The sequence below is a fragment of the Candidatus Marithrix sp. Canyon 246 genome (assembly GCF_001723685.1).
Taxonomy (GTDB): domain Bacteria; phylum Pseudomonadota; class Gammaproteobacteria; order Beggiatoales; family Beggiatoaceae; genus Marithrix.
Genome location: NZ_MCBX01000017.1, coordinates 20515 through 45662, shown reverse-complemented (window position 1 = coordinate 45662; position 25148 = coordinate 20515). Strand labels below are relative to the sequence as shown.

Here is a 25148-nt window from a genome sequence, read left to right as displayed (position 1 = left end):
GATTATTTCTTTTTAACATGTTTCATTAAACGTACTTTTTTCTTACGTTGGCGCGGTGTCAAGCTAGTTTTTCGCCCAGCAAAGGGATTGTCTCCCTGTTTAAAACTTAGGTGAATTGGCGTACCTTTTAATTGCAACTGTTCTCGCAAAACATTAATTAAGTAGCGTTTATAAGTTCCTGAAAGGGAGCTAACTTGGTTGCCATGAATTATAAATAATGGTGGATTGGTTCCAGCTTGATGGATATAGCGTAATTTAATTCTTCTGCCACGTACTATTGGTGGTTCGTGTTTGCTGATAGCCGCTTCTAATATATAATTTAATTTAGATGTACTGGTTTCTTTATTAGCGGCTAGCCATGCTGAATTAATTGATTTAAATAAAGTTTGAATGCCTTTACCATGTAATGCTGAAATAAAATGAGTTGTAGCAAAATCAATAAAATGTAGTTTTCGATTTAAGTTATAACGTACTTGTTCACGCTTACTTGCGTCTAAGTCATCCCATTTATTGACTGCAATTATTAAAGCACGCCCACTATCAAGCACATTACCTAATAAGTTTGCATCTTGATCTGTCATGCCCTCATTAGCATCTAGCAACATAACTACTACATTCGCAGATTCAATAGCTTGTAATGCTTTAATTACACTGAACTTTTCAATGGTTTCATGAACTTTAGCTCGTCGTCTGACACCAGCAGTATCAATTAAAGTGTATGATTTACCTTCGCGTTCAAAGGGTATAAAAATACTATCACGAGTTGTTCCCGGTTTATCAAAAGCAATAACGCGCTCATAACCTAAAATACGATTAACTAGGGTAGATTTACCGACATTAGGGCGACCAAGAATTGCAACTTTTATGCGATTATCCTTATCTATTTCTATCTTTTCACTATCAGGAAAACTAGCTAACACTGGTTCCATAAGTTCATAAATGCCAGATCTATGAGCGGCAGAAATCGTATATGTTTCTAAACCTAAACCCAGAAATTCAGCACTGATAATTTCAGCCTGTATGCCTTCGGATTTATTTATTACTAAATAAACAGGAATATTAAACTTACGTATTTGTTGAGCCAGCTTTTCATCCACTGGAGTTAATCCAGCACGCCCATCAACAACAAAAAAGATAGCGTCAGATTCTTCTATGGCTAATAAGGCTTGTTGTGTAATATGACTGACAATCACATCATCATCAATACCTATACCACCAGTATCTATCACCCAATAATCGCGATCACCCACAGATCCTCGACCAAATTTTCGATCACGAGTTAAACCAGATTCATCGGCTACTAAGGCATCACGAGTTTTAGTTAAAGCATTGAAAAATGTAGATTTACCAACATTTGGTCTGCCAATAATGCTAATTGTAGGAAGCATAAATTAAAATCCAGCCTTAGCAAACCAGCGTTTAGCTTCATCTAAATCAACTTCAACTCCAAGCCCTTCTTGATACATATTACCTAAAGTTGCTTGTGCGCCTGCTAAACCTTGCTCAGAGGCTAATTTAAACCAATGAATAGCTTTAGCATAATCTTGCTCAGCACATTCACCTTCCATATACATAAAACCTAAACCATGTTGAGCTAAATCAAGACCATTCTCAGCGGCATCTTTCATCCAGTTGAAGGCTTTTTCTTTATTAGCCACCATACCTAAGCCATTTTGAGAAATGATAGCAAGACGATACATTGCTTCTGTATTACCTTTTTCTGTCAATGGAAAAAGTAATTCATAAGCGCGAACAAATTGTTTGCTTTCAAAGGCTGAGATACCACTTGTTAAAGTCATAGTATCTTCAGCTGATATATTATTTTCAGTTGTCATGATTGTTATTTTATCACAATAAAATAAATTTAACTAGTATAATAGTAAAAAAAATCCTATCGTACTTTTAAAAGGTGCAAGGCAAGTTGGTAAGTCAACTCTTGCGATGAGTTTAAGTAAAAATTATATTGTACTTGATGATGTTTCTACTAGAATCAGTGCTAAAGATGATCCCAATAGATTTATAGAAAATTTAGAAACGCCTAGGAGAATTTAGAGATATAGATAGCTTTTTTATATTTGTAAATGTGATTGCTTCAAGAAGTACAACTTTGCTAAATAAATCAGAGATTGCAAAACAAATTGGAATTAGAGTTGAAACATTTGTCATTTTGCACAGATGAAACCCAAATTTTTCATTACAGAACCAACAATAAAAAACACTCAAAAAAAGATATATTTGGAATAGTTTTTTATATGGGTGAAAATTTATTGTATTTTGAAAAAAACTGCATAGCTGTGCCTATCTTGTATTTTTATTAAGTTCATTCAATTTCTCATCCAATTCAAAATAAGAGTAATTTTATTATTTTTTAAATTACATTCTTGCATTTTTTTATCACCATGAATAATACCAATATATCGTACAAATAGGTATTTCATACGTATTGGATAATAAAAATAAACTCGCCATGAGTTGGTGGGTAAGTTATAGAGAGCCGCTAGGCTTTTCGGTGAGAGCAATGTTCTATTTATTATTATGGATAATTTTTCTCGTAGTGGTTTATTAATCATCCATAGTGTGGCTAGATTGATTGAAGATAGTTGATAATTGATATTGAAACTGATAATTTCTTTGGTGATTGTTACTAATTCTAAATTAAAATCTTTGGGTTTAAATTCATTCAAGACTTTGTCTGGCACCTCTGCTGCTAGACAATCTTTTGCTATATATAGTGCTAAGTAAACTACCTTTTCAGCTTTCCATTCAGAAGCGCGTTTAAATAATAGATTCCAATCAATTTCATAATAAGCAATCGTTTTTTGAATATCATACAAAAATCGCATACTACCAAAGTTATTTGCATAGGCTGCATGAGAACAGGCATGAAATAATAAATCTTCTGGGGATAAACATTGAGCTTTAATATTGCCAATTGTGCAAGGCTGTGCTGCTTGCCATAGCATTTCTGGATTGATTTTAAATGGAGTATCTGGTGTGAAATGAAAATTCCAATGAAGATCAATATTAAACGCACCTTGTTTTTTAAAATCAGTTAAATTTTGTTTATATCCTAATTGTAACAGCAGATTCTGAGTTTTAGATAAATCGGCGGATTTTACCATTAAATCCATATCACCAATGAATCTAAGTGCATCAGATTCATAAACTGTTTTTGCTAAATATGCTCCTTTTAAGACTATAACTTCAATTTCATTCTCGTGTAACTGCTTTATTATTTCAGATAATTCTTGATAATAACTAAAATTTCTTAAAAGATTTGTATAATAAGCCTTACTTAAAGCCGCTAAAATATCTTTAGGAATATTATCTAAATTCTTAACGCGCTTATAAAGTAAAGCAGCAATACCATGTTTTATAGCTGAACGTAATAATACATCCCATTCCATATATGATAAGTTTTTGAATTCTTGTGCGTTATTGAGTAATAAACCTGTTAATTTTTTAGCTAGCATTATTTGATCAGCCATATTTATGAAATTTTATCAAAAAACTAAGCAAGTCATATGCCATTATTTATTAAGCAATTTTTTAGCAAGTGCGCCTTATTTTTCGGTATAATATTTGCATTTTCAGATATTTTACATTAACAATCTAAGGTGATAAAGATGAAAATACAAGAAAACAATCAGGATCAAATAAAAGAAGTTAAAGCAAGCTATGAAAAACCTGAAATAACTACTTATACTGAAGAAGATATTATGAGTCAGTATAAAGTGGTTGGTTTTTCCTTCTAAGCTAGTATTTACTTACCATTCGCAACAGTTATTAAGCGAATGGTAAATCATAATGGAGAAAAAATGTTTCTAAAAAAAGACAAAATAGTCATCAGGGATATGGGTGATGAAGCTGTGCTTTATAACCCCCAAACTAAAGCGATACACGTTCTCAATAAAACATCTTCTATGGTCTGGGAATATTGCGATGGTAAACATAGTCTTGAAATGATTGAGAACAAAATAATGGGTAAATTTAATGTTTCCAATGTTCAAGATGTAAAAGATGATATCAGAGAAACTATCAATCAGTTCAGTCAACTAGGATTGGTTGAACAATGAAAAAATTAAAAGACAATGCGATATATTCAGATAATTATTGCTTGTTTGGTATTAATTTTACAGTTAAATTTGACTCTTCTTTAGCACGTGAACATTACTATAATAGTAATAGGCACTTTAAAACTGATGTATCAAAGGAAAATTGCGATACTTATTATGTTATTTCTGGTAGTCAACCTCTAGTAATTGTAGAAAGTGAAACAATAAGCAATTTGCAGGATATTTTCTTAACAGGTAGCAATCAACGTCGGTTTAAGTTAGAGAAACATAATTCTGATTACACTGTTACTGATAGTTTTTTATCTGACAAGTCAACGATGATTTTGAAAGATAAAACTTGTGTAATTTTAGATACTGAGCTGTGGAATTCCTATGCAGAACACATAATATTCAATTCCATTCTGTTTCAGATTCGAAATCATTATCTTCTTCACGCTGGTGTAGTTTCTTGGAAAGATCAGGGAATAGTGATTTGTGGTGCATCGAACATGGGGAAAAGTACGCTAACTTTAAAATTGGTTGAAAGTGGCTTTAAATTCCTCTCTGATGAGGTTGCTTCTATTGATTTATCTAGTTGTGAACTATCACCATTTCCCCGATCTTTAGGATTTAGGCAAGATACACTGGCGAAATTTCCAGCATTGAAAGCTTTAAATGAAACAGATAGTACAAAATCTTTAAATGGTGAGAACAAATGGAGTGTGGATATAGAAGATATTTATCCCAATTCTTTAGGAGGTAAATGTCAGATTCGTTATTTGATTTTTCTCAATGGATTCTCAAAATATCCTAAACTAACACCAATCTCTAAATCTGATGTTCTATTTGAATCTTTAAAATATTCACGTACCGGTGAAGAAAATTCCTTTAAGCACTTTATGGCTATGTCAAATGTAGTCCAAAAGGCAGAGTGTTATAAATTTAATCTTGGAAATAGCGAGGAAAATGTAAAGGTATTGACAGAGTTGCTGGATTGATTGTGAATATTAAAAACTCTATAGCCAATACTATCTTTGATCTTTGGCAGGAAAATGATAAAGAAAGTCAACTGAAACTTTCCGGTCATAGTATGACTCCTGTTATAAAAAATGGTGACTGGCTGACGCTCAAACATAATAGCAATGATATAAGAGTAGGTTCTATTATTGCATACAGGAGAGAGCGAAAAATTATAGTCCATCGTGTGATAAAAATACAAAATGATTCTCTAATTACTAAAGGAGATTTTAATTGTTATCTTGATGAAGTAGTTGATATTAAAAGCGTCATTGGCAAAGTTATAGCTGTGAAAAACAGAAGGCTAGATACAAAAGTTTGGTATGTAATAGGTTATATTATCGCTAGCACTCCCTTTATTTTTACTCATATTTATAGATTAATACGTAATATAAAATCATTATAAAACATGGTGATATAATTGCATGATTAGCACATACACATTAATCATTTAATTAGGTATTAAATATGAAAAAAAAATTCAATATGATGTCGTTAGCAGTTATGTCTGCGCTGGGCATATCAGCCGCTTTCATGTCAACTGCAAATGCAGCGAACGAGCCCACCTATGCTAGTGCTACTGTTGATGGTTATACTAGTGAGTGGAATCTTACTACTGATCTCTTCTCCAAGATGTGTGAAGCTGGACGTATAGATCATAGCACTGGTAATTGTACCAAAGATCACTTATCTAATCTATATCTGCGCTACGATTGCAGCACCAATACCATGTACGCATTGGTATTGCGGGAAGGTAATTACTGGCCTGAGAAAGAAGCTGATGAGTCATGGATCAAAGCCTATCAACTTGGGCAAAATCCTGTAGCTGGTGGGGATCCTATTCCTAGCGGTTCACAGTTTTCATGGGTAGCACCGAATGGAATTGAAGGTGTTGATCTTATTGGTTATGAAGTTTCATTTCCACTAATTCCTGATCCCTACGACATAGAAGCGCACATAAACATTGATTCTGATCGGACTTCATCAACAGGTAAAAAAAATGATCCGCTTGAGCTATCACTACAGTGTAATCCAGTATCTAATATTGACATAGAGACACACACTAACGATATTGATGCTGATGATCCAACAGGTCCGGTTATCGCAGTTGGTAATGGGGTAAATTGGAGCTACATTGTTACAAATAATGGTTATACTGATCTCACTGGTATTGCGGTGACGGATGATGTTGTTGGTAGCATCAGTTGCCCTAAAACTTCTTTAGTTGTTGGTGAGTCTATGATATGTACCGCAACTGGTACAGCAACAGCCAACCAGTATGCTAATGTAGGTTCTGTTACTGCTACTGATCCTGATGGTGATTCAGTTAATGATACTGATCCCAGCCACTACTTCGGTGGTGTATCCAACATTGATATCGAGTACTTAACTAAATCAGGACCGGGTGTAAATGATTATGCAGATGCAGATGGTCCAAGTGGACCAATTATCTTAACTGGTGAAACAGTTACGTGGAAATACGAGGTCACTAACATCGGTAATGTAGCTCTACAAAATATTGTGGTAACAGATAATATTCTGGGTACCATAAGTTGCCCTAGCACATCTCTAGCTGTTGGTGCGTCCATGATATGTACCGCTACAGGCACCGCTACAGCCTATCAGTACTCTAATACTGCTTCAGTAACTGCTGACTATTCCGGCACTCCAGTAAGTGATACTGATAAGAGCCACTACTATGGTGCTGATCCAAGTATCGATCTTGAGAAGTTCACTAATGGTGAAGATGCTGATACTATTACAGGTCCAATGATAACAGCGGATGATCCTGTATTCTGGATGTACAGAGTAGAAAATACTGGTAATACTGATCTTACCAATGTTCAGGTGACTGATAGTGTAATCGCTTCAGCCAATATTGATTGCGGTGAAGCTAATAATGATAATGTCATCTCTATCCTGCATATGGGTGAAACTAAAACTTGTAAAGCCAATGGCATATCTACAGCTGGTCAGTACGATAATCTTGGTACAGCCACTACAACCTATACTGATGATTTAGCTAACCAAAGAGCAGTATCTGACACAGATTACAGTCACTACTTGGGAGATGCTAGACCATATTGTGCAATTACAGCAGTAGGTACCAATGCTAACGGTGATAAGTACATAGAAGTAACTACTAGTGATACTGATAGTGGTATTTCTGAAATTCTAGTTACCAGAGAGGAAAATGTTAATATAACTGGACACACTGGTTTTACAGTAGGTATCACTGTTCCTATACTAATCACTGCTACAAAGGTTGATCAAAACTTAAGTTCAGTTGTTGAATTTCAGATTACTGATTTAGTTGGAAATGTAACTGTATGCGATCCAGTTATCAGTGTAGTAGCCAGAACAAATGGTAAGCCCGTTACCCAGACATTTACTGATATTCCTGAAATTGAAAGTAAGATAACTGTTACAAACGGTGCCCCCGGTCTTAAGGAAATTCAGATTAACGTAAATGGTCAGATATTTGTATTTGATAATTTAGCAGATAATCAAGTAATATTCCAAGACGTTGCAGCTTATATGAATCTATATAATAACAATACAATTAGCTTAACAGCTCTAGGTAAGCCTGATGGTAGCGCACTTGTATTGATTGCAGATATGTAATCAATCTGATACTAGATGCCTCTTTGAGTTCTTCTTAAAGGGGCATCTGCTTTTCTAAGAACCCTATAAATTCCTTCTTTTGCTGATGACGCTAACAATATATATAATATGGAGATATTATTGCATAATAATCACTAGTGCTTTGTCAACTTTAAACTGTCGGGTTTTAGACCTGTCAGGTCTTGGAACTTATAACAAGGTTTAGTTTATTGACAGTGTACTAGGAACTAAAACACAAGTTTTCAAGTATTTTGAAAAATTAAAACTTATGCTTTAGTAGTTATGAAACTTAATAAAATTATACTAGGTAACAATATGAATATAAAATTTGTAATTGCGGCTGTTTTTGTGATGTTTGCTGGCATTTTCACAGCAGCCCATGCAGTAGTAAATCCTCCAGCTGATATAGTTTTTATTATTGACGAATCTGGAAGTATGCAGAATGATATCGATCAAGTTCGAATAAATGTCAATTTTATAGCAGATCAATTAGAACTATCTTTGGATTCCCGGTATGCACTCGTTGAATTTGGAGGAGGTTCTGGTCCAAATCCCGGACTTACTACAAATCTTACCGATGCAGCAGGCTTAAGTACCGCTTTAGCTACACTTGTAGCTAGTGGAGGTTATGAACCGGGTGTCGAAGCTACCATTTTTGCCCATGACAATGTCAGTTTCCGCACTGGATCTGCTTATGGATGCTATGTTTTGATTACTGATGAAGATTCAGATGGTGGTAATTTGACTACTGCTGTTACTAAGTTGCAGGCACAGAATGCTTTATGGTTGGGGATCGTCAACCCCCCATTTGGTGGTAATACAGCAACAACGTATGGATCTAACCCCGGTAGTCTTTCTGAAGCAACAGGTGGGACTATTTTTAAAATTATTGACTTTAAAGCAAGTCCTCAAGCTGTGTTGAACAAGCTGATTCCTTTATGCATTAGGAAAGAGATTGTTGTCACTCCTAAGAAAGCTGCAAATCCACTGGGAACAAGTCATACAGTTACTGCATTAGTAAGAGACATTCTTCTAAAAATTCCTATTGCTGGGGTAACAGTAACTTTCAAAGTAATCTCAGGCCCTAACAAGGATGACACTGCTACTGCTGTTACTGATAGCAATGGTGAAGCAAGCTTCACATATCTTGGAGATAACGGGGCTGGGACAGATATAATTCAAGGCAGCTTTACTAATGCTATACAAAAGGTCAAGACAGATATAGCTGAAAAAGTGTGGGATAGCACACCTCCTACATGTTACATCTTGGAACATGTTAGTGGTCCACCAACAACATATATTGATATATTCACTCAGGATAATGATAGTGGTCTTGCATCAATAAATATCTTGCAAGATGACAATGCTACAGTGACTATACCACTTTTCCAATATGGTACAACTGATTCTGTGATAGTTCACGCTGATAAAGATGATGAGAGTCAGTCTGCTCAAGTTCTGTTAGAAGTAAAAGACAGAGTTGGAAACTCAATTCATTGTGACCCAATTCTAACTTTAGAAGTCAGAGAAAGTGGTAAGCCAGTTAGCAACACCTTTACTGCCATTCCTGAAGTAGAAAGTAAGATAAATATTAAAAATGGTAATCCCGGTCTTAAGAAGCTTGAGATTATTGTCAACGGTAATAAGTATAATGTCACTGGTTTAAAGGACAATGAGGAAAGATTCCTAGACATTTCAGAATATATGTTCGAAGGAAATGATAATACAATTACTTTAACAGCCAAGGGCAAACCCGGAACTAGTGCCGCTATCATAATTTCAGATTAAATCATTTATTATGATACTTAGCTGCCCTTAAACTCTCAGACCTGTCAGGTTTTTAAAACCTGACAGGTCTTTTAGTTTATGCAAACCATTGATCCCAAATACTCGGAATTGGTTTGGCATAGATATGACATTGAGGTGCTGCTTTTCTAAATCTGGTGATTTCTGCTTTTTTTATCCTAGTTTCTTCGCAATCTAATACTTGTAAATAATTTAATTCTCGTAGTGGTTTTAAAGTTTTGATTTTGGTTTGTTTGCAATATAGTTGTTGCAAGTTATATATATTTCTTAACGGTTCTAAATTAGAAATTAAGGTATTATTGCAATTTAAATAATGTAATTTGGTTAAATTTTGTAATGGTTCTAAGCTTGAAATTTTTGTGTTTACACAATTTAAACGTTGTAAATTCTTTAAATTTTTTAGATCTACTAACTTAGTTATCTTAGTGTTATAACAATCTAATCTTTGTAAATTTACTAACTTGCTAATTGCTTTTAAACTCTTTATAGGATTATAATAACAAAATAATTCTCGTAAGTCATTTAATTTACTTAATGGTTCTAAATCAGTTATTTCATTATAACTACAATCTAATTCACGCAAATCATCTAAATCTTTTATTGATCTTAAACTAGTAATATTGTTTTTCCAACAACTTAAATATTGTAATTTTTTTAAGTCTTTAAGAGCTATTAAATTATCAATTTTATTATTTCCACAAAATAATTTTCGTAAATGTTTTAATGATTTTAACGGTTCTAAACTGCTTATTTGATTATCTTGTAAAGCTAATTGTTGTAAATTTTTCAAACGGCTTAGCGGCTCCAAACAGCTAATGTTATTAGCACGACAATTTAATGCACGTAAATTTATTATTCTTAATAATTCAATATCTTTTGGTGTACGCTTAATACCAATTGCTTTAATAAAAATCTGTTTCCATTTATCATCTAAACTATTCCACCATTTTCTATCTTCTGAAATAAGATCTTCGTATTCTTGTACAGATGGTACAATTGTACATTTTGGATTAATAAATTCTTTAGGTTTTTCTAATTTTGGAGGAGTGCTAACGGCTTTAGAAATGACACCTAAAGCTAAAGCCCAAGAATCTACCGCCCAATCAGCAAATTCTTGTGCTACACCAAGATTATTGTATAAACGCTGTTTTAATTTTACCAATAAAATTTCAATTGGTTGTGTTGCAGAGCTATTAATTAAATCTGCCACAACTCTTTCTCTAATGGCACTGATTAACAGATTGATTTCACGCTTATATTCAGGACATAAATCTTTTAATATAGCTTTAAATTTTTTTTGATCCTGATATATAACATTACCATATTGTGTAATGATATATTTTAGCATGTCACGAGGAATATCATTCATTACAATCTAATTTCTCCAGTGGTTTTACCAAAATTTATTTTTATACCTAAAGCTATTTTTACATTTTGCCCTATTTCTACTTTGCTGGTTAGATTATTTACTGTTGTAACATGCCATGTTTCTGAGGAAAGATTTTTTAGCCCCCATACATCAGGTAAATCAGGATGTTGATTCACTGTGGCAATAGCTTTAGAAAACTCATAATTTTTATCTGGATCAATATGATGATTGAAAAGCTTAGTATCATAATTTAACATAATAATATTATTATTAATACGAATATGTGGTGGAATATTTAATAGCTTTTGACATGACCAACAAAGTTTGCCTTTTTTATGATCCATCATGTCTGTTTCATAGAAATTTTCTGCCCCACAATCTCCACAATAAATAATTGAATCTCGCAAAGCTATCATTGCATGACACCATTCACTTTCACGTATCCTACCTTGTTTAGGATCATAGATACCATTAGTAAAAGCTTTTGTAAAAATATTACGTAGTTGAGCTGAATAAAGATTCCAATAAATAATAGCATTATCATGATAACCTAATATCGGAATATTAGATTTATCATGAGGATCAAATATAAAAACTGGTTCTGTTCCATACAATTTATTCATCGCAGGCAAATCAAAGCACTTGATTTTAGCTTCTTTTTTGCCTTCTAATGGATGATGTATCATAAATATATAAAACAATAATACTGCTAATGAAAATAAATCTGTTTCTGTACTTGGTTTTGCTTCTCCTCGTACTACCTCTGGTGCCATAAAGCGGGGGGTACCTAATATTCCTCCATTAGCATCACCATCAAGGGTAACATTATCATTATCACAAATTAACACCTTTCCAGTATCAGGATCAAAAAAGACATTACCAAAAGAAATATCTCGATAACAGAAACCCTTAGCATGAAGTTGCAAAAAACTATGAGCTAATTCTAAGCCAACAGTAGCCAAGATACGAAATGAAGGATCAATACGCCGCTTCATTAAATCATTAATACTTTTATAACGCGCTCCTCGTAATGGCATTACATAACCAAAACCTTTAATTTGAGAAGCTGTAGCTAAACTGAGGGGCCATAAAAATTTTTCATTAGGTGCGCCGCTGTTAATTAACATTTCCAGCGCGTGATATTGTTCTTCGGTAGCTTGTTCAGGAAAATACCATTTTAGAGCTACAAGTTTACCGTTTAAATTGGCTTGATAAACTTCTCCCTGTCCACCCCCACCAATGTATTTTTCAACTTCGCAATATAGATTGGTATCTAATTGTATGATTTGTTTTGGACTTAGTAATTGGTTCATTTTTTTATCCGTTACAAATAACCAAAATTATGAATCACTTCACAGTTTGGCATCAGGCTTTTAAATGTTTTTATTTGTAGTTGAGTAATTTGAGTCTCTTTGCAGTTTAAATATTCTAAATTTTCAAGTTTTAATAAAGGTTCTAAACTAATAATTGGATTGTTCCAACAAGATAATGATCTTAAATTACTTAAATTTTCTAGTGGTGTTAAATCAGTAATTTGATTTTCTGCACAATATAAAGACTCTAACTGTTGTAAATTTGACAGTGCTTCTAAATTTTGAATTTCATTACCCCAGCAAGATAAAGATTGTAAATTATTTAATGGGGCTAAACCATGTAAATCATTGGAACTAGTCAAACTGCAATCTAATTTTTTTAAATTTTTTAAAAATTTTAAAGCTTTGAAGTTACTTAGCAATGGATGATAACGACAATCTAATTCAGTTAAACTGATAATATGATTAATTTGTTGTTCGTGTGGTTGATATTGAATACCAACAGCATTCATTAAAATAGTTTTCCATTCAGAGTCTAATTGTCGCCACCATTCTAAATCAGCAGCAATAAAACTTTTAGTTAAAGATATATTTTGTATAGAATTATTTGGAGACGAAATGATTTCTAATATTAAAGCCCAAGATTCGACTGCCCAAGCTGCAAATTCTGGTGCAATACCTAAATTATCATATAAACGTTGTGTGAATTTAACTAATACTATATCTATTGAGTCTTTATTTGAGAGTTTTAATAAGTCTGTAACAATGTTTTCCTGTAATACGCTGATTAACAAATTAATTTCACGTTTATATTGGGGGCATAAATCACGTAATAAGGCTTCACATTTTTTAATGTCATTACAGATATTAATACCGTAGTTGGTAACAATAATTTTTAAATTATTACGAACAATATTATTCATTTTATTATTCCTATAGTGATGTCATCACCACTACCGCTTTTTGAGGCTTCTGTGAGCCACTGTTCTAAATTTTTTGTCACAAAAGAGGAACCTTCCTTTTTTATTAATTGTGTAATATCTGAGGCTACTTTTAAAAAGTTTGCATCATCAGGAAAAGAGTTAGCATATCCATCAGTAGCTAATAAAATTAATTGCGGTGATTTATTTGTAATGACTTGAAAAGTAAGACTAAAATCACGCCAGGCATCTTTAATGCATAAGGATGTAGTTTCATTAGCAAATAAGCGTTCATCTCTTAAAATTGGTTGTTCTATAATATTGTTTTCCCAAACTGTTAAAATATTTCCATCACCTAGTTGCCAGTAGATAATAAAATCCTCTGTTACCAATACAATTAATAAGGTTGCACCGTAAGCAATTGTAGTTTTGCCTTCTAAGATTTTTAATTCAGCTTCAGAAAAGGGATTGTTACGAATATCTGCATCTACAGCGGCTAGCCATTTTTGAACAATAAATTTAGGTAGCTGTTCATTAGCTAATCTTTTTATAAAAGATAAATTATAGTTATAAGATTTAATAGATTTAACAAATTTTTTGATAGTTTCAGTCGCAATTTTAACTGCAAAAGATGAACCTTGATCACTTCTAAAACTCTTTTTGCTGCCATGCCCGTCAGAAATTGCTAAAATAACAGCGTCTGAAATATAACATCTGATAGAATCTTGATTGGGTATATTATGACGCTTATGTGTTGCACCGCGAACACTAGCCGCCATCATTAAGCATTGATTACCAGACATCCGTTGCTGAAGAAGGCTCATTTTCTGGCAGTTTTGGAATTGGCACATTCATACCTGAAGAATTCATATAATTAACTTGACTAGATGGTGATGATGCTGATTTTAAAATTACAGTTGATACCCATTTTATATATTTAACTAATTGATCTGCATTATTTGCTTGTAAGGGTTTTATATTTGTATTGTCAATAAATCGTTGTAAAATTTCTTGATCAGCATCTTCTCCAACTGCAATTGCGATACGAACTGATTTTTTACCCCACGGTAAAGCCATTAATGTTTTTAAACCATTATTAATATCATCAGTAGGCAAGCCATCAGAAATTAAGACTAATACTGGAGGTAAAGCCCTATCGCTCATAGGTGGTATTTTTAATTGTTCTGATAATAAGCTTAAAGCTTCACCCATATCAGTTAAACCGCCGCTAGTTAAATCAACCCATTGAAATTTGTCAATTGGAGTGGGTTGAGAAATATGCCATGATGCACCATCAGCAAATTTAATAGCACGTACTAATATTTCAGCATTAGGATTTTCATTGGCAATTGCTTGCATATGTGGAATAGCTTCACGAATTGCATTATTTAAGGCTTGAATTTTACCATCAATATTCATAGAGCCAGAACAATCTGCAAGTAAAATAAAATGCAGCGGGCGAGTAGCAAGCTCACCACCGGGACGTTTATTCATTATTTATTGTTCCCAATTTAATTATAATATTGTATGGGATACAATATATATGCCATGTAGGAAATGCTTGGATGCTATTTACTATGATTAGTGTTTGGGGCATCTAGTCTATGCGGGAAGGCGGCTTAAACTTCCAATAGCCTGTTGGTTTTTAGCTTGACGCGCTAAATTTAAACATTGTTTCAATTTTTCTAGGGCGGTTGGATAGTCAGCGCGGTTATAGGCTTTGTAAACTTCATTAAGTTCCTTAAAGATAATAAAAGTAATAATATACATTATTCTTGTTTATATTGCAATTTCAAAAGTTTAGATACTTCATATATATGATACCATAGAATTTTTCTTTAATTAACTGATGTTACGCACCTCAATTCGTATCAATTTTATCAGTTGCCCCTGAAAGGGGCAGACATACAAGGCCCCTCCTAATGGTCTCTCCTATCGTCGAGAGGAGGGCAACACCCTAGGATTGATTTGTTTAGAATTTTAGCCCTGAAGGGGCGATACATAATACGTGAGTTTTGAAAATTTCTTAAAATTATCCCGTAATTATAACCATCCACATCATACCAATGTATTAAATAGGCATTTTTAATCTTCTGTGTAAACTGTATATTAATTATTTTAATTAAGGGTTCCAAAATTTTAATAGTGTCTGCTGCGACACTAATTCTTGTTGTCTTTTTAATTTTAATCTCCCAGCCAAGTGATTATTTTGTTATTAATTACTACGGATTTACTACTACAACTGAAACATCATCCATAAAACTACCATTTGGTAACTTAACCAAATCAAATAGGCGTAAAACACTCTCTTTGGGATGATTATATTGAATAATTTGACTAATTTTACTCAAACTAGTGTACTTAAATAAACCATCGGAACCCAATATAAGAGTTCCATCAACAGTAATTGGACCAAATGGTATCGGAATAGCTGCACCTGAACCTAATAAAGGTTTGCGATACTGATGCTCAGTCAAGCAGCAGTATTTATTTGAGATAATATAAGCTTCAGAATCGCCCACACTAGCACCAACTATGCAATTATTATTGGTATTAAACGCTGCTATTATTCCAGTAGTTTCGCCAGCTATTGGATGCTGATAAAGCAAATCATCTATTTCCGCTAACACTCGATACCAGTAGGTGTGATCCATTATATATCTAGTTTCAGTTGAAATTTTCTGAAGAACAGATTGAAGAAAATAATCAGCAGCTTCAGAAGATCCAGTCATGCCACCAGCACCATCAGCAACTACAGCAACTAAAAAATCATATTTTTGATAAACAGCAGCACGATCATCTAATCCTACAGTATTAGCGAAATAATCAAAAACCATTTAAATTATTAGACTGTTCAAATTGCTGTAAAATATATGGACAACTATACTGTTCTGATAGATCAGTTAGCGCAGATTTAAAATCATCTGTTTTATCTTCAGCTACAGCTATCAATCGAGGTAATTCTTCCACATCATCAAGTAATTCTGCCAATAACTTATGATCAACTTTTTCATGAGCCATGCTTCTAGCATGAACCATAAGTGCTTGTAAAGCATAAAGAGCATTATTTAATTTTTCTTTTTTAATCATACTTATTCTCCGATTGAATCTAAATCAACATCTCTAATTTTTAATCCTCTATTACCTAACTGAACTATAATAGGCGGTGGAATAGAACCAGATTTTATTTTGTTTAATGTTTCCATAAATCTATCCATTTTCCTTTGATGACTAACATCAATACTATTTTTATAAGGCGATCTGAGTAAATCAAGTGATAATTCTGTAGTTTCTATAATCTTACTTTCTTTATCCAGAATATGAGCTATGATAGTTGTATATCCTACCAGATAAGACGCTTTTGCTCGTCTAAGTCCATCTATAATTTCAAAAGTTTTTTCCAAGTAATAACCTACCATTTCAACGTAGTTTAATAACTAATTATTACGCACAAACTCCACAAATCTCCCTGCCCAGCGATTATTTTTCACATCCCGCAAGTGAACATAACTAGCAACAGTATTTTTATAAACAATCCCATCATTATAACCATCTAATCCATGCCCACGTATTACTTCATAGGCATATTTTAGATTTTCTGGTACATTTATTGGTTTAGAATAATGAAATTCATGAGCATAAAATTCTGTTTCTTTACCTTGTTGCCATAATCCATTTCCAGTTTCGCGTAAATGCACATAGCCACGCCCCACTGGGCGTTGTTGCATTATGGTATCAAAAGGCAATGCTCCTACCATTTCACAAGTTTTATCGTGCCATGTTAATCGACGTGCTAAATACATCAAACCTCCACATTCAGCATAAACCGGCATTTCTGTTTCTACAGCTTCATAAATGTCTTGTTTTAAACTCCTATTATTAGCTAACATTTGCATTTGTTCTTCAGGAAAACCTCCGCCAATAAATAATCCATCAATTGCTGGCAAATGTGAATCTTGTAAAGCGTCAATAAATACTAATTCGGCACCAGCGGCTTCTAACGCCTCTAAATCGCCTTGATAATAAAACCCAAAAGCAGCATCACGAATAATACCTATTTTAATATCTGGTTTGATTGTTGTTATTGAAACTGGATTTTTAGCCTCAACAGGTGCGACAATCTCCAGTAATTTATCTAAATCTACTTGTTCTTCAATCGCTTGTGCTATGGTTTGAATTTTTAATTGAGCTTTTTGATCTTCATTACTAGGCATTAAACCCAAATGTCGTTCTTTAATCTGCAAATTTTTATTACGCCTAACTGCGCCAATAACTGGCACATCAGTATAATATTCAACAGCCGCTCGTAATTTATTTTCATGACGCTCTCCGCCAACTTGATTAAAAATCACACCAGCAATAGAAATGTCTTTATCAAACATTTTATAGCCCAAAATCAGAGGAGCAACACCGCGCGTAATACCCTGAGTATCAATAACCAAAATAACTGGCGCATCAACCAAATGTGCTAAAGCGGCATTGCTATTACTACCATCTAAATCCATTCCATCATATAAACCCTTATTGCCTTCAATAATAGATAAATTAGCAGTTTGACTATAATGACTAAAACTGTGTTTAATTTCATCTGAAGTCATAGTATAAAAATCTAAATTATGACAAGGGCGTTTAGTCGCTTGACTTAACCATAAAGGATCAATATAATCTGGACCTTTTTTAAAGGCTTGAATTATAAACTTACGTGCAGTTAAAGCAGCACATAAACCTATACTAATTGTGGTTTTACCAGAAGATTTATGAGCGGCAGATATGAGGATATTGGACATATTAAAATTGTTTTATATAAGCATGTAATACAAAATGTTTTACAGCATTGCGTTGTGCTAAGGCTTTTCTTTGATTAAAAAATGGACCCATAGTCACAATAATTAAACCATTATAATAATTACTGTTTATAATTTTGACATTACTATGTCCATATCTTCTTAATTTATAACGCAGGGCATAAGCAGATTTATAACCTTGTTTAGTTTCTGAATAACGCCCTAAAACAACATACCATTTTTGATAGGCAGCTTGCGTATCTTGAACATTTACAATCAAGATTAATAATAATACAGAGGTAAGGAATTTCATAATTTACTGTTGAGGAAGGATTAACAATATGGAAGCAAATTCATGGTTTAAATAAACTTCCAAAGCAAGTAAATTATTATATCAAATCATATTATGTTTATATTATCTAATTACTATATAGAAATAGGTATTTTATTGTTAATCTTAACAATAACTATTGTTTATATAACAAAATATTTTGAATCAGGTAAATTTGTCAGAAAAGCAGCAAAGAATTCTATTACTAAAGATGGTTGGCTAATATCAGGTGCTGATATTAAATTGACAATTAGTGATGTTCAACTAAATGCGGCTAGATTAGGTATAACTATTGGTAGTTCTGCGAAATTAAGTGAATTACTAGTTCATGATAATAGTGTTTCGCATCGTCACGCCAGAATTTCTTATATTAAAAATGATTTATATATAGAAGATTTAAATTCATTTAATGGTTTATGGAGAAATAATCAAGCCTTAAAACCGTTTGAAAAATTACAAGTGCAATCAGGTGAAACATTGGTATTGGGTGAAATACCAATGTCATTTAAACGCTTATAGAGTTTTACTTCGATTCCAACTTGCCATAATTCGTCTCACATAACGTTGTGTTTCGCGTATGCGAGGCACTCTACCTAATCGCGCAACCCGCGTTGGACCACTGTTATATGCGGCTAAAGCTAGTTTTACATCTTTAAATCGCCTTAATAATTTACTAAAATAATAAGCACCACAATAAAGGTTAAAATATGGATCTAATAGAGCTTCGCGTTCTAAACCACATTCACCCATACCAGTAGCAGGCATTATTTGAGTTAATCCTCTAGCTCCTGCTGGAGAAATCGCATAAGGATTCCAAGCAGACTCTTGTTTTATTAAAGCATAAAAAAGTCGATGATCAATACCATAATCAGTGGCGGCTTGACGAGCTAATACCTGTAAATAACTACGTGATTTACTATGAGACGTAGGTGTTACTTCTTTTAGAGCTGGGTTAGCACATCCGATCAAAGTACTTGATATTATTAATAATACTACATAATGTTTCATTTTATATTAAACGTTGTTGTGCCTCCCGATATTTTGCCGCTGTTTTTTCAATAATATTTGAAGGTAACAGCGGTGCGGGTGGCTGTTTATTCCAATCCAAAGTTTCTAAATAATCACGTACAAATTGTTTATCAAAACTGGGTGGACTAATACCCACTTGATACTGATCTACTGGCCAGAAACGTGATGAATCTGGTGTCAAAACTTCATCAATTAAAACTAATTGATTATTTTCATCTAAACCAAATTCAAATTTGGTATCGGCAATAATTATGCCGCGTGTTAGAGCGTAATCACGAGCGCGATGATAAATTTCCAGACTCATATCACGGACTTGTTCTGCTAATTCTGTAGTTATTAGCTTACAAGTATCTGAAAAGCTAATATTTTCATCATGTTCACCAAGGTCAGCTTTACTTGAAGGAGTATAAATTGCTGTAGATAATTTATCGGCTAATTGTAAGCCCTTTGGTAACATAATACCAGAAATACCACCACTATGTTTGTAGTCTTTCCATCCTGATCCAACTAAATACCCTCGAACAATGGCTTCGATTGGTAATGGTTTTAATTTTTTAACAATTATTGCCTGTTGTTTAACAGCCTGATATTCATCTACTGATAAAATATCAGCTAATTTGATATTAGAACTGCTACGATGATTAGCAATTAAAGTTTCAGTAAAATCAAACCAAAAATTTGAGACTGCGGTTAAAACAGCCCCTTTATCAGGAATTGGATTAGCTAAAATTACATCAAATGCAGATAAACGATCAGTGGCAACAATTAACATATGCTGATCATCAACCGCATAAATATCACGGACTTTACCACGTTTAATTAAAGCAAGACTCTGTAATTCAGAGTTAAAAATAGGCATTAATTGTTTGTTCTCATAATTCTAATAGCATAAATTTTACTTTTATATAGAGATAATCGTTTGAGTGATTTTCCATCACCTAAAGGATCTTTAACTAAATAATCTGATCCAGCTTTGCCAACAATTAACACCCAATGATAAATAATTCCATAAAGTAAGATTTTAGCTATAACTGGTTGTTTAGCTTTGAGTGCATTATCAATTACACTAGTATTTGATCCATTTAAAATGTCAAAATAAATGCGCCCATTAGTTATTTTTGAGATCGCATTCCATTTTAACCAGCCTCTGTTGGTATAACCATTATTGGCTTTTAATAAATCATTTAATAAATTAGGTGGTATATCTATACCATGATGTGCGAGTGACATACTGACACAACAGACAGTGCAGCCAACTGCTGCTAAAGTTTGTTGACTACCACCAATTCGGTCATTTTTCCAACGTGAATCATTTTGTAAATAAATTGGAAAAATTGATAATGAATTTCATTGTACTTCTTCATCATCATCTTCTACAACTTCTTCATCATCATCATCTTCTATTTCATCCTTAGTTTCAGCTTCAGCCTCAATTTCATCTTTATTTAATTCAGGTTCTTCAGATTCTTCAGGTTCTTTTTCATCAGGAGTATCAATCTCTTCGACTAAAAACTCTTCTTGAGAATCTTTAATTTGATCAATAGATAAAACCTTTTCTTCTGATGGATCCAAAGTTTCTGATTTAGAATCATCTTCTCCATTACAAGAAGCTAATCCTAATAATATACTTAGAAGAATAGTTAGTTTTAGATTTTTATATTTCATTATAATTACCTTGTTTTAAAATGGTATGATAGTTGTTTACTATAGTTATTTTAATTTTAATAAAAAGAGGGTTAAGATGTCAGCCTTAATTTGTGGCTCATTTGCATTTGATACCATAATGGTATTTAAAGATAAGTTTAAACATCATATTTTGCCAGATCAAGTTCATATTCTCAACGTATCATTTTTGGTACCCGATTTACGTCGTGAATTTGGCGGTTGTGCTGGTAATATTGCTTATAATCTTAAACTGTTAGGCGGTGATGCTTTACCAATGGCTACAGTTGGTAAAGATTTTACACTTTATGCTGAATGGATGGATAAATGCGGTATTTCACGTAAGCATATGACAACTATAAATGATAATTATACTGCACAAGCATTTATTACCACAGACATGGATGATAATCAAATAACCGCATTTCATCCCGGTGCAATGAATGTTTCTCACCACAATAAAGTATCCCAAGCTGAAGCTGTAACTATTGGTATAGTTTCTCCAGATGGGCGTGATGGAATGTTAGAACATGCGCAACAATTTGTAGATGCGAATATTCCTTTTATTTTTGATCCCGGGCAAGGTATGCCTATGTTTGATGGTAATGATTTAAAATTATTTATCAAACAAGCCAGTTGGGTGATTGTTAATGATTATGAATGGCAATTAATGCAAGAACGTACTGGTTTAACACCAGAACAAGCTGCAAAACAAGTACAAGCTTTAATTATCACTAAAGGTGCTGAAGGTGCTATAATTTATACTTCTGATACCATTTATGAAATTCCTGCCGCTAAAATCACTGAAGCAAAAGACCCTACAGGTTGTGGCGATGCTTTTCGCGGTGGTTTGTTATATGGGTTAATGAATGATTTTGATTGGAAAACGACAGGGCGAATTGCATCATTGATGGGCGCAAAGAAAGTGGAACATCATGGTACTCAAAATCACACATTTAGCTTAGATGATTTTAAACAAAGCTTTAAAGAAAATTTTGCTTATAATTTTTAGGTTAAGCTAAACCTGACAGGTTTTAAAAACCTGTCAGGTTTTACAGTCATGGCATACACCATATATATATAAACAATGATCAGTGATCTCAAATTTATGTTTTTTAGCAATAGCTGTTTGTCTTTTTTCAATCTCAGCATCAACAAATTCTATAATTTTACCACATTTAATACATAATAAATGGTCATGATGTTTACCATCATTTAATTCAAATACAGAAATACTGTTTTCAAAATGATGACGAACCACTAAACCAGCACTTTCAAATTGTGTCAAGACACGATAAACTGTAGCTAAGCCAACATCCTCCCCTGCGTCTAGTAAAGATTTATAAATATCCTCTGCACTCATGTGACGTTGAGTATTATTCTCTAATAATCCGAGAATTCTTAGTCGCGGCAAAGTGGCTTTTAATCCAACATTTTTAAGGTTTTTATTTACCATAATTTTATTTTAATTGATTTAATATATTTATGATACCAAAATTTTTTATTGTATATGTACTAAGCATTAGTTTATTAAGTTGTAGTTTACACAGAATAGATATTCAACAAGGAAATTTAGTTACCCAAGACATGCTGGATCAATTACAACTAAAGATGCCAGCACATAAAGTACGGTTTATAATGGGTACACCATTAGTAATGGATACATTCCATCAAAACAGATGGGATTATATATATATAATACAGCCAGCTTATAAGAAAGCTCAACAACGTCATATAACTTTATTGTTTGATGAGAATCAAAAATTAAAAAAAATAGAAGGCAATGTGAAAATAGGCAAGCGTAAATTGCCAAAACCATCACTGCCTGATGAATTTGATGAAGAACCTATTTTATAATCATGGAAATTACAGCTGAATATGATAAAGATTTTTATGCGTGGCTGATGAAAAACGCCATGTTAATTCGTAACAAACAATTCACAAAAATAGATAGTGAATATATTGCAGAGGAATTGGAATCTATGGGTAAACGTGAAAAAAGGGAATTGCTCAGTCGTTTAACTGTACTAATTTCCCATCTTTTAAAATGGAAATTTCAATCTATAAGAAGATCAAGAAGTTGGAAAAACACTATTTTAATTCAACGAATTGATATTAAAGAACTTATTGAAGAAAGCCCTAGTTTACGTTATGAAATTGAAAATAAAATGATGATTGCTTATGAAAAAGCAAAATTAAGCGCGGAAAGCGAAACTGGTATAAATAAGAACAAATTCCCCAAACAATGTCCATTTTCACTTGAAGAAATGCTGAAAGTAGAATTTTTTCCTGAAAGTAGTGATGTTAATTGAATTTTAAGTTGCTATTTTACCGACGCTTACGCTTTAACCACATAAACAACCCAGTAGCTGCTAAAATTAATATTAAAATTGCAACTAAATCCATAACATATACGCCCCAAATACCAAATAAACGACCACTATGTAAATCTAATAATAGCCGTTCAAGTGGTATTATTTGTTCACTTACTTGTGCGATTAGTGCTTGTTCTAAGTTTGAGGGTGGGGATTGAGGCTTAATCCATTGTAATTTAGAATTATCTGCTACTTTTTCCCAAGTCATAAAGTCATCATCTGGTTTATATAAGCCAGATGGTGTTTGTGCAATTAGTTGTTTATCTGTTGTCAATCCTAACAAGCCTATACCAATTGGTAAACCTTCTGTTGCTGTTAAAGCTTCGATTATTTCAGCTTCTGCTGTGATTAATAAAATTTGTTGTTCTATTAAGATCGCGATAAATCCTTGTGGTAGATTTACCGCACCTGCTAATTTATCATAATTACCCTGAATAAGCTGTTTATTTAGATACAATTGATTAGCAATGGAACTAATCCAAATCTTATCAGTTACAGGATAAGCGGCAGATAGCGATGCCAACGGTGTATCAAAAGCTTTTTCCTTGTTGTTGTTGATGTAAATATAGACTGAGTTTAGCCAATTTTTTCAAGGCTCTTACTGATAAAGTCGCGCCCCTAATTCCATCAATATGAGAAAAATTGTTTAATGAATTACCTTTAAACTGATTAGTAAAAAAAGGATAACGTACTTCCCAGCCGCGAGTTTCGCGAAAAATTAATACCTTAAAGCGTTCAATTCGCCCTTTATTAATCACAATTCCAGTAGTTATCGGTTTCTCTTTACCAATCTCTTCTAAAATCCAAGCTGTACGTTGATTGCGTTTCCAATAACGAATCCGCAACCGATTAAGTTTATGCCCCAAAATTTTGCGAATTTCTAAGCGTCGCGCACGAGTTAGCCAAATCATACGAGCTTTAGGTGGCTGATAATTAAAGACTTCATTTAAAAAAGCACTAGGTTGCTGATATACGCCTTTAGTTATAACCCCAATACTAAATAAACATATTATTATTGCAAGAATAATTTTAATTAATAAAATTGATAACCTATACCAATATTAAATCCATCAAACTCATTTTTGCCATCAGGCGTATTTTGCATTTGATAGTCAAATTTTAATATCACACCAAAATCAATTTGTTGATATTCAGTATCTTCATTATTACCAGAGCTATTATCCCAAATATTATATCGAGCAAAAACACCAAATTTTTCAGTAAATTTATAAGATGGCTCAATATAATATCCAAATTGTTCATCTTGCCCAGTAGATTTTGGACCATCACCATCAATATCCCATTGTGCATATAAAGCTCTGATTGTAAATCCTTGGATGCTATAAATAGCATGTGCTTCCCACCAAGTGCTAGGAATAATATATTTTTCTACTGGGTTACGTTCTGTACCATAAAAAGTAGGTGGTTCATGAGTTTCATTAACAATACCTATAGGTAATAAAAATAAACCAGCTCGCGCGGTTAATCGCTGATTGATGTCTAAATCAATATATGCCTGTTCCAATTCAACTTCACCGGGTTTACCATCACCAGATAAGGAATGTTCAACTTCAAGTTCAGAGAAAAAACGAATTTTATCACTAAATTCATGACCAAAAAATAGTACAAACCTATGAAAATCAATTTCCTTTTTATCGCTACCACCGACTTTACTATTATCCAAATTATTATAATGCTGCTGTTGACGCTCTATAGTTTCCTGCAATTGTTCTTTAGTTACAGCTTGAACAGAAGCAACTACTCCAAAAGACATAGTAAATAAACTTATTTTAAGCAAATTTTTATATTGCAGCATAATAATCCTAATGAAAATGAGAACTACTATTATTACGGTTCTATTT

The 25148-nt window shown here is 33.1% G+C and carries 33 protein-coding genes; 11 read left to right on the top strand and 22 right to left on the bottom strand.

What is annotated here, in order from left to right:
* Window positions 1-2 precede the first annotated feature (2 nt).
* Window positions 3-1388, bottom strand: a complete 1386-nt coding sequence (gene der / locus BHU68_RS10280) for a ribosome biogenesis GTPase Der (RefSeq protein WP_069471323.1) — start codon at window positions 1386-1388, stop codon at window positions 3-5.
* Window positions 1389-1391: 3 nt separating this feature from the next.
* A complete protein-coding gene (locus BHU68_RS10275) occupies window positions 1392-1835 on the bottom strand; it encodes a tetratricopeptide repeat protein (protein WP_171899558.1) in 444 nt (147 codons plus the stop codon).
* Window positions 1836-1893: 58 nt separating this feature from the next.
* Here BHU68_RS10275 and BHU68_RS18365 point away from each other — a divergent pair, with 58 nt between their 5' ends.
* A complete protein-coding gene (locus BHU68_RS18365) occupies window positions 1894-2052 on the top strand; it encodes a hypothetical protein (protein WP_141699494.1) in 159 nt (52 codons plus the stop codon).
* A gap of 272 nt (window positions 2053-2324) precedes the next feature.
* Here the strand turns inward: BHU68_RS18365 and BHU68_RS10270 are convergent, their stop codons facing one another.
* Window positions 2325-3488, bottom strand: coding sequence for a nucleotidyltransferase domain-containing protein (locus BHU68_RS10270; protein ID WP_069471325.1), 1164 nt, complete (start codon window positions 3486-3488; stop codon window positions 2325-2327).
* A gap of 138 nt (window positions 3489-3626) precedes the next feature.
* Between BHU68_RS10270 and BHU68_RS18070 the strand changes: the two genes are divergently transcribed.
* From BHU68_RS18070 to BHU68_RS10245, 6 genes are all read left to right on the top strand, one after another.
* A complete protein-coding gene (locus tag BHU68_RS18070) occupies window positions 3627-3755 on the top strand; it encodes a hypothetical protein (protein ID WP_256359166.1) in 129 nt (42 codons plus the stop codon).
* Between the two features lie 63 nt (window positions 3756-3818).
* Window positions 3819-4076, top strand: coding sequence for a PqqD family protein (locus tag BHU68_RS10265; RefSeq protein ID WP_069471326.1), 258 nt, complete (start codon window positions 3819-3821; stop codon window positions 4074-4076).
* The gene (locus BHU68_RS10260; protein ID WP_069471327.1) at window positions 4073-5053 is read left to right on the top strand and encodes a hypothetical protein; all 981 of its coding nucleotides are present in this window, start codon (window positions 4073-4075) and stop codon (window positions 5051-5053) included. The genes BHU68_RS10265 and BHU68_RS10260 overlap by 4 nt, the downstream gene beginning before the upstream one ends.
* A 2-nt stretch (window positions 5054-5055) precedes the next feature.
* Window positions 5056-5478, top strand: a complete 423-nt coding sequence (locus tag BHU68_RS10255) for a signal peptidase I (RefSeq protein ID WP_069471328.1) — start codon at window positions 5056-5058, stop codon at window positions 5476-5478.
* A 62-nt stretch (window positions 5479-5540) separates the two neighbouring features.
* On the top strand, window positions 5541-7697 hold the full coding sequence (locus tag BHU68_RS10250) for a DUF7507 domain-containing protein (protein WP_069471329.1): 2157 nt from the start codon (window positions 5541-5543) through the stop codon (window positions 7695-7697).
* Window positions 7698-7979: 282 nt separating this feature from the next.
* Window positions 7980-9485 (top strand): VWA domain-containing protein, encoded by a 1506-nt coding sequence (locus BHU68_RS10245; protein WP_069472769.1) that lies wholly within the window; start codon window positions 7980-7982, stop codon window positions 9483-9485.
* A gap of 76 nt (window positions 9486-9561) precedes the next feature.
* On the opposite strand, the gene BHU68_RS10240 is transcribed toward BHU68_RS10245, so the two are convergent.
* The 11 genes from BHU68_RS10240 to BHU68_RS10195 all read right to left on the bottom strand — a co-directional run bounded on the left by BHU68_RS10240 (window position 9562) and on the right by BHU68_RS10195 (window position 18202).
* A complete protein-coding gene (locus BHU68_RS10240) occupies window positions 9562-10872 on the bottom strand; it encodes a leucine-rich repeat domain-containing protein (protein WP_069471331.1) in 1311 nt (436 codons plus the stop codon).
* Window positions 10872-12185: a protein kinase domain-containing protein gene (locus BHU68_RS10235; protein ID WP_069471332.1), complete on the bottom strand. Its 1314-nt coding sequence runs from the start codon at window positions 12183-12185 to the stop codon at window positions 10872-10874. The genes BHU68_RS10240 and BHU68_RS10235 overlap by 1 nt, the downstream gene beginning before the upstream one ends.
* Before the next feature lie 11 nt (window positions 12186-12196).
* A complete protein-coding gene (locus BHU68_RS10230; RefSeq protein WP_069471333.1) occupies window positions 12197-13108 on the bottom strand; it encodes a leucine-rich repeat domain-containing protein in 912 nt (303 codons plus the stop codon).
* Window positions 13105-13908 (bottom strand): PP2C family serine/threonine-protein phosphatase, encoded by an 804-nt coding sequence (locus BHU68_RS10225; RefSeq protein WP_069471334.1) that lies wholly within the window; start codon window positions 13906-13908, stop codon window positions 13105-13107. Before BHU68_RS10225 ends, BHU68_RS10230 begins: the two co-directional genes overlap by 4 nt.
* Complete coding sequence (locus BHU68_RS10220; RefSeq protein WP_069471335.1) at window positions 13898-14599, bottom strand: vWA domain-containing protein; 702 nt, start codon at window positions 14597-14599, stop codon at window positions 13898-13900. The genes BHU68_RS10225 and BHU68_RS10220 overlap by 11 nt, the downstream gene beginning before the upstream one ends.
* Before the next feature lie 108 nt (window positions 14600-14707).
* The gene (locus BHU68_RS17290) at window positions 14708-14875 is read right to left on the bottom strand and encodes a hypothetical protein (protein ID WP_171899497.1); all 168 of its coding nucleotides are present in this window, start codon (window positions 14873-14875) and stop codon (window positions 14708-14710) included.
* Between the two features lie 452 nt (window positions 14876-15327).
* On the bottom strand, window positions 15328-15942 hold the full coding sequence (locus BHU68_RS10215; protein ID WP_069471336.1) for a PP2C family protein-serine/threonine phosphatase: 615 nt from the start codon (window positions 15940-15942) through the stop codon (window positions 15328-15330).
* Window positions 15932-16195: a hypothetical protein gene (locus BHU68_RS10210; RefSeq protein WP_069471337.1), complete on the bottom strand. Its 264-nt coding sequence runs from the start codon at window positions 16193-16195 to the stop codon at window positions 15932-15934. Before BHU68_RS10210 ends, BHU68_RS10215 begins: the two co-directional genes overlap by 11 nt.
* A gap of 2 nt (window positions 16196-16197) precedes the next feature.
* Window positions 16198-16524, bottom strand: coding sequence for a hypothetical protein (locus BHU68_RS10205; RefSeq protein ID WP_141698823.1), 327 nt, complete (start codon window positions 16522-16524; stop codon window positions 16198-16200).
* An 18-nt stretch (window positions 16525-16542) separates the two neighbouring features.
* The gene (locus tag BHU68_RS10200; protein ID WP_069471339.1) at window positions 16543-17892 is read right to left on the bottom strand and encodes a cobyrinate a,c-diamide synthase; all 1350 of its coding nucleotides are present in this window, start codon (window positions 17890-17892) and stop codon (window positions 16543-16545) included.
* A 1-nt stretch (window position 17893) separates the two neighbouring features.
* The gene (locus BHU68_RS10195; RefSeq protein ID WP_069471340.1) at window positions 17894-18202 is read right to left on the bottom strand and encodes a hypothetical protein; all 309 of its coding nucleotides are present in this window, start codon (window positions 18200-18202) and stop codon (window positions 17894-17896) included.
* Window positions 18203-18295: 93 nt separating this feature from the next.
* On the opposite strand from BHU68_RS10195, the gene BHU68_RS10190 reads away from it, so the two are divergent.
* Entirely contained in the window at window positions 18296-18739 is a 444-nt protein-coding gene (locus tag BHU68_RS10190) for an FHA domain-containing protein (protein ID WP_069471341.1), read from the top strand.
* Here BHU68_RS10190 and BHU68_RS10185 read toward each other — a convergent pair.
* From BHU68_RS10185 to BHU68_RS10170, 4 genes are read right to left on the bottom strand one after another with little or no spacing between them, the layout of a single operon-like run.
* Entirely contained in the window at window positions 18734-19228 is a 495-nt protein-coding gene (locus BHU68_RS10185) for a lytic transglycosylase domain-containing protein (protein WP_083234186.1), read from the bottom strand. The genes BHU68_RS10190 and BHU68_RS10185 overlap by 6 nt on opposite strands.
* Before the next feature lies 1 nt (window position 19229).
* Window positions 19230-20108, bottom strand: a complete 879-nt coding sequence (locus BHU68_RS10180) for a phosphoribosylaminoimidazolesuccinocarboxamide synthase (protein WP_069471342.1) — start codon at window positions 20106-20108, stop codon at window positions 19230-19232.
* Window positions 20108-20575 carry a cysteine peptidase family C39 domain-containing protein gene (locus tag BHU68_RS10175; RefSeq protein ID WP_256359167.1) on the bottom strand — a complete coding sequence of 156 codons (468 nt, stop codon included), beginning with the start codon at window positions 20573-20575 and terminating at the stop codon, window positions 20108-20110. Before BHU68_RS10175 ends, BHU68_RS10180 begins: the two co-directional genes overlap by 1 nt.
* 21 nt (window positions 20576-20596) lie before the next feature.
* Window positions 20597-20914 (bottom strand): hypothetical protein, encoded by a 318-nt coding sequence (locus BHU68_RS10170; protein ID WP_069471344.1) that lies wholly within the window; start codon window positions 20912-20914, stop codon window positions 20597-20599.
* A gap of 76 nt (window positions 20915-20990) precedes the next feature.
* Here BHU68_RS10170 and BHU68_RS10165 point away from each other — a divergent pair, with 76 nt between their 5' ends.
* Window positions 20991-21923, top strand: coding sequence for a carbohydrate kinase family protein (locus BHU68_RS10165; protein WP_069471345.1), 933 nt, complete (start codon window positions 20991-20993; stop codon window positions 21921-21923).
* 33 nt (window positions 21924-21956) lie between these two features.
* Here the strand turns inward: BHU68_RS10165 and fur are convergent, their stop codons facing one another.
* Complete coding sequence (fur, locus tag BHU68_RS10160; RefSeq protein ID WP_069471346.1) at window positions 21957-22367, bottom strand: ferric iron uptake transcriptional regulator; 411 nt, start codon at window positions 22365-22367, stop codon at window positions 21957-21959.
* Window positions 22368-22396: 29 nt separating this feature from the next.
* Here fur and BHU68_RS10155 point away from each other — a divergent pair, with 29 nt between their 5' ends.
* Both BHU68_RS10155 and BHU68_RS10150 read left to right on the top strand, forming a co-directional pair.
* Entirely contained in the window at window positions 22397-22768 is a 372-nt protein-coding gene (locus tag BHU68_RS10155; RefSeq protein ID WP_069471347.1) for an outer membrane protein assembly factor BamE, read from the top strand.
* A 2-nt stretch (window positions 22769-22770) separates the two neighbouring features.
* Window positions 22771-23223 (top strand): DUF29 domain-containing protein, encoded by a 453-nt coding sequence (locus BHU68_RS10150; RefSeq protein ID WP_083234188.1) that lies wholly within the window; start codon window positions 22771-22773, stop codon window positions 23221-23223.
* Between the two features lie 16 nt (window positions 23224-23239).
* On the opposite strand, the gene BHU68_RS10145 is transcribed toward BHU68_RS10150, so the two are convergent.
* The 3 genes from BHU68_RS10145 to BHU68_RS10135 all read right to left on the bottom strand — a co-directional run bounded on the left by BHU68_RS10145 (window position 23240) and on the right by BHU68_RS10135 (window position 25102).
* Window positions 23240-23809, bottom strand: a complete 570-nt coding sequence (locus tag BHU68_RS10145) for a PepSY domain-containing protein (RefSeq protein ID WP_069471348.1) — start codon at window positions 23807-23809, stop codon at window positions 23240-23242.
* 7 nt (window positions 23810-23816) lie between these two features.
* A complete protein-coding gene (locus tag BHU68_RS10140) occupies window positions 23817-24197 on the bottom strand; it encodes an FMN-binding protein (RefSeq protein WP_141698830.1) in 381 nt (126 codons plus the stop codon).
* Between the two features lie 122 nt (window positions 24198-24319).
* The gene (locus BHU68_RS10135; protein ID WP_083234309.1) at window positions 24320-25102 is read right to left on the bottom strand and encodes a hypothetical protein; all 783 of its coding nucleotides are present in this window, start codon (window positions 25100-25102) and stop codon (window positions 24320-24322) included.
* Window positions 25103-25148: the final 46 nt, after the last annotated feature.

What these genes read in the sequence shown, in the direction of transcription:
- BHU68_RS10165 (WP_069471345.1), top strand. Translation starts at nt 20,991, where the DNA reads ATGTCAGCCTTAATTTGTGGCTCATTTGCATTTGATACCATAATGGTA.
- fur (WP_069471346.1), bottom strand. Translation starts at nt 22,367, where the DNA reads ATGGTAAATAAAAACCTTAAAAATGTTGGATTAAAAGCCACTTTGCCG.
- BHU68_RS10180 (WP_069471342.1), bottom strand. Translation starts at nt 20,108, where the DNA reads ATGCCTATTTTTAACTCTGAATTACAGAGTCTTGCTTTAATTAAACGT.
- BHU68_RS10235 (WP_069471332.1), bottom strand. Translation starts at nt 12,185, where the DNA reads ATGAACCAATTACTAAGTCCAAAACAAATCATACAATTAGATACCAAT.
- BHU68_RS10195 (WP_069471340.1), bottom strand. Translation starts at nt 18,202, where the DNA reads ATGAAATTCCTTACCTCTGTATTATTATTAATCTTGATTGTAAATGTT.
- BHU68_RS10275 (WP_171899558.1), bottom strand. Translation starts at nt 1,835, where the DNA reads ATGACAACTGAAAATAATATATCAGCTGAAGATACTATGACTTTAACA.
- BHU68_RS10140 (WP_141698830.1), bottom strand. Translation starts at nt 24,197, where the DNA reads ATGATTTGGCTAACTCGTGCGCGACGCTTAGAAATTCGCAAAATTTTG.
- BHU68_RS10190 (WP_069471341.1), top strand. Translation starts at nt 18,296, where the DNA reads ATGTTTATATTATCTAATTACTATATAGAAATAGGTATTTTATTGTTA.
- BHU68_RS10230 (WP_069471333.1), bottom strand. Translation starts at nt 13,108, where the DNA reads ATGAATAATATTGTTCGTAATAATTTAAAAATTATTGTTACCAACTAC.
- BHU68_RS10210 (WP_069471337.1), bottom strand. Translation starts at nt 16,195, where the DNA reads ATGATTAAAAAAGAAAAATTAAATAATGCTCTTTATGCTTTACAAGCA.
- BHU68_RS10170 (WP_069471344.1), bottom strand. Translation starts at nt 20,914, where the DNA reads ATGAAATATAAAAATCTAAAACTAACTATTCTTCTAAGTATATTATTA.
- BHU68_RS10250 (WP_069471329.1), top strand. Translation starts at nt 5,541, where the DNA reads ATGAAAAAAAAATTCAATATGATGTCGTTAGCAGTTATGTCTGCGCTG.
- BHU68_RS17290 (WP_171899497.1), bottom strand. Translation starts at nt 14,875, where the DNA reads ATGTATATTATTACTTTTATTATCTTTAAGGAACTTAATGAAGTTTAC.
- BHU68_RS10185 (WP_083234186.1), bottom strand. Translation starts at nt 19,228, where the DNA reads ATGAAACATTATGTAGTATTATTAATAATATCAAGTACTTTGATCGGA.
- BHU68_RS10225 (WP_069471334.1), bottom strand. Translation starts at nt 13,908, where the DNA reads ATGTCTGGTAATCAATGCTTAATGATGGCGGCTAGTGTTCGCGGTGCA.
- BHU68_RS10265 (WP_069471326.1), top strand. Translation starts at nt 3,819, where the DNA reads ATGTTTCTAAAAAAAGACAAAATAGTCATCAGGGATATGGGTGATGAA.
- BHU68_RS10240 (WP_069471331.1), bottom strand. Translation starts at nt 10,872, where the DNA reads ATGAATGATATTCCTCGTGACATGCTAAAATATATCATTACACAATAT.
- BHU68_RS10215 (WP_069471336.1), bottom strand. Translation starts at nt 15,942, where the DNA reads ATGGTTTTTGATTATTTCGCTAATACTGTAGGATTAGATGATCGTGCT.
- BHU68_RS18070 (WP_256359166.1), top strand. Translation starts at nt 3,627, where the DNA reads ATGAAAATACAAGAAAACAATCAGGATCAAATAAAAGAAGTTAAAGCA.
- BHU68_RS10220 (WP_069471335.1), bottom strand. Translation starts at nt 14,599, where the DNA reads ATGAATAAACGTCCCGGTGGTGAGCTTGCTACTCGCCCGCTGCATTTT.
- BHU68_RS10135 (WP_083234309.1), bottom strand. Translation starts at nt 25,102, where the DNA reads ATGCTGCAATATAAAAATTTGCTTAAAATAAGTTTATTTACTATGTCT.
- BHU68_RS10200 (WP_069471339.1), bottom strand. Translation starts at nt 17,892, where the DNA reads ATGTCCAATATCCTCATATCTGCCGCTCATAAATCTTCTGGTAAAACC.
- der (WP_069471323.1), bottom strand. Translation starts at nt 1,388, where the DNA reads ATGCTTCCTACAATTAGCATTATTGGCAGACCAAATGTTGGTAAATCT.
- BHU68_RS10155 (WP_069471347.1), top strand. Translation starts at nt 22,397, where the DNA reads ATGATACCAAAATTTTTTATTGTATATGTACTAAGCATTAGTTTATTA.
- BHU68_RS10245 (WP_069472769.1), top strand. Translation starts at nt 7,980, where the DNA reads ATGAAACTTAATAAAATTATACTAGGTAACAATATGAATATAAAATTT.
- BHU68_RS10270 (WP_069471325.1), bottom strand. Translation starts at nt 3,488, where the DNA reads ATGGCTGATCAAATAATGCTAGCTAAAAAATTAACAGGTTTATTACTC.
- BHU68_RS10205 (WP_141698823.1), bottom strand. Translation starts at nt 16,524, where the DNA reads ATGGTAGGTTATTACTTGGAAAAAACTTTTGAAATTATAGATGGACTT.
- BHU68_RS10260 (WP_069471327.1), top strand. Translation starts at nt 4,073, where the DNA reads ATGAAAAAATTAAAAGACAATGCGATATATTCAGATAATTATTGCTTG.
- BHU68_RS10150 (WP_083234188.1), top strand. Translation starts at nt 22,771, where the DNA reads ATGGAAATTACAGCTGAATATGATAAAGATTTTTATGCGTGGCTGATG.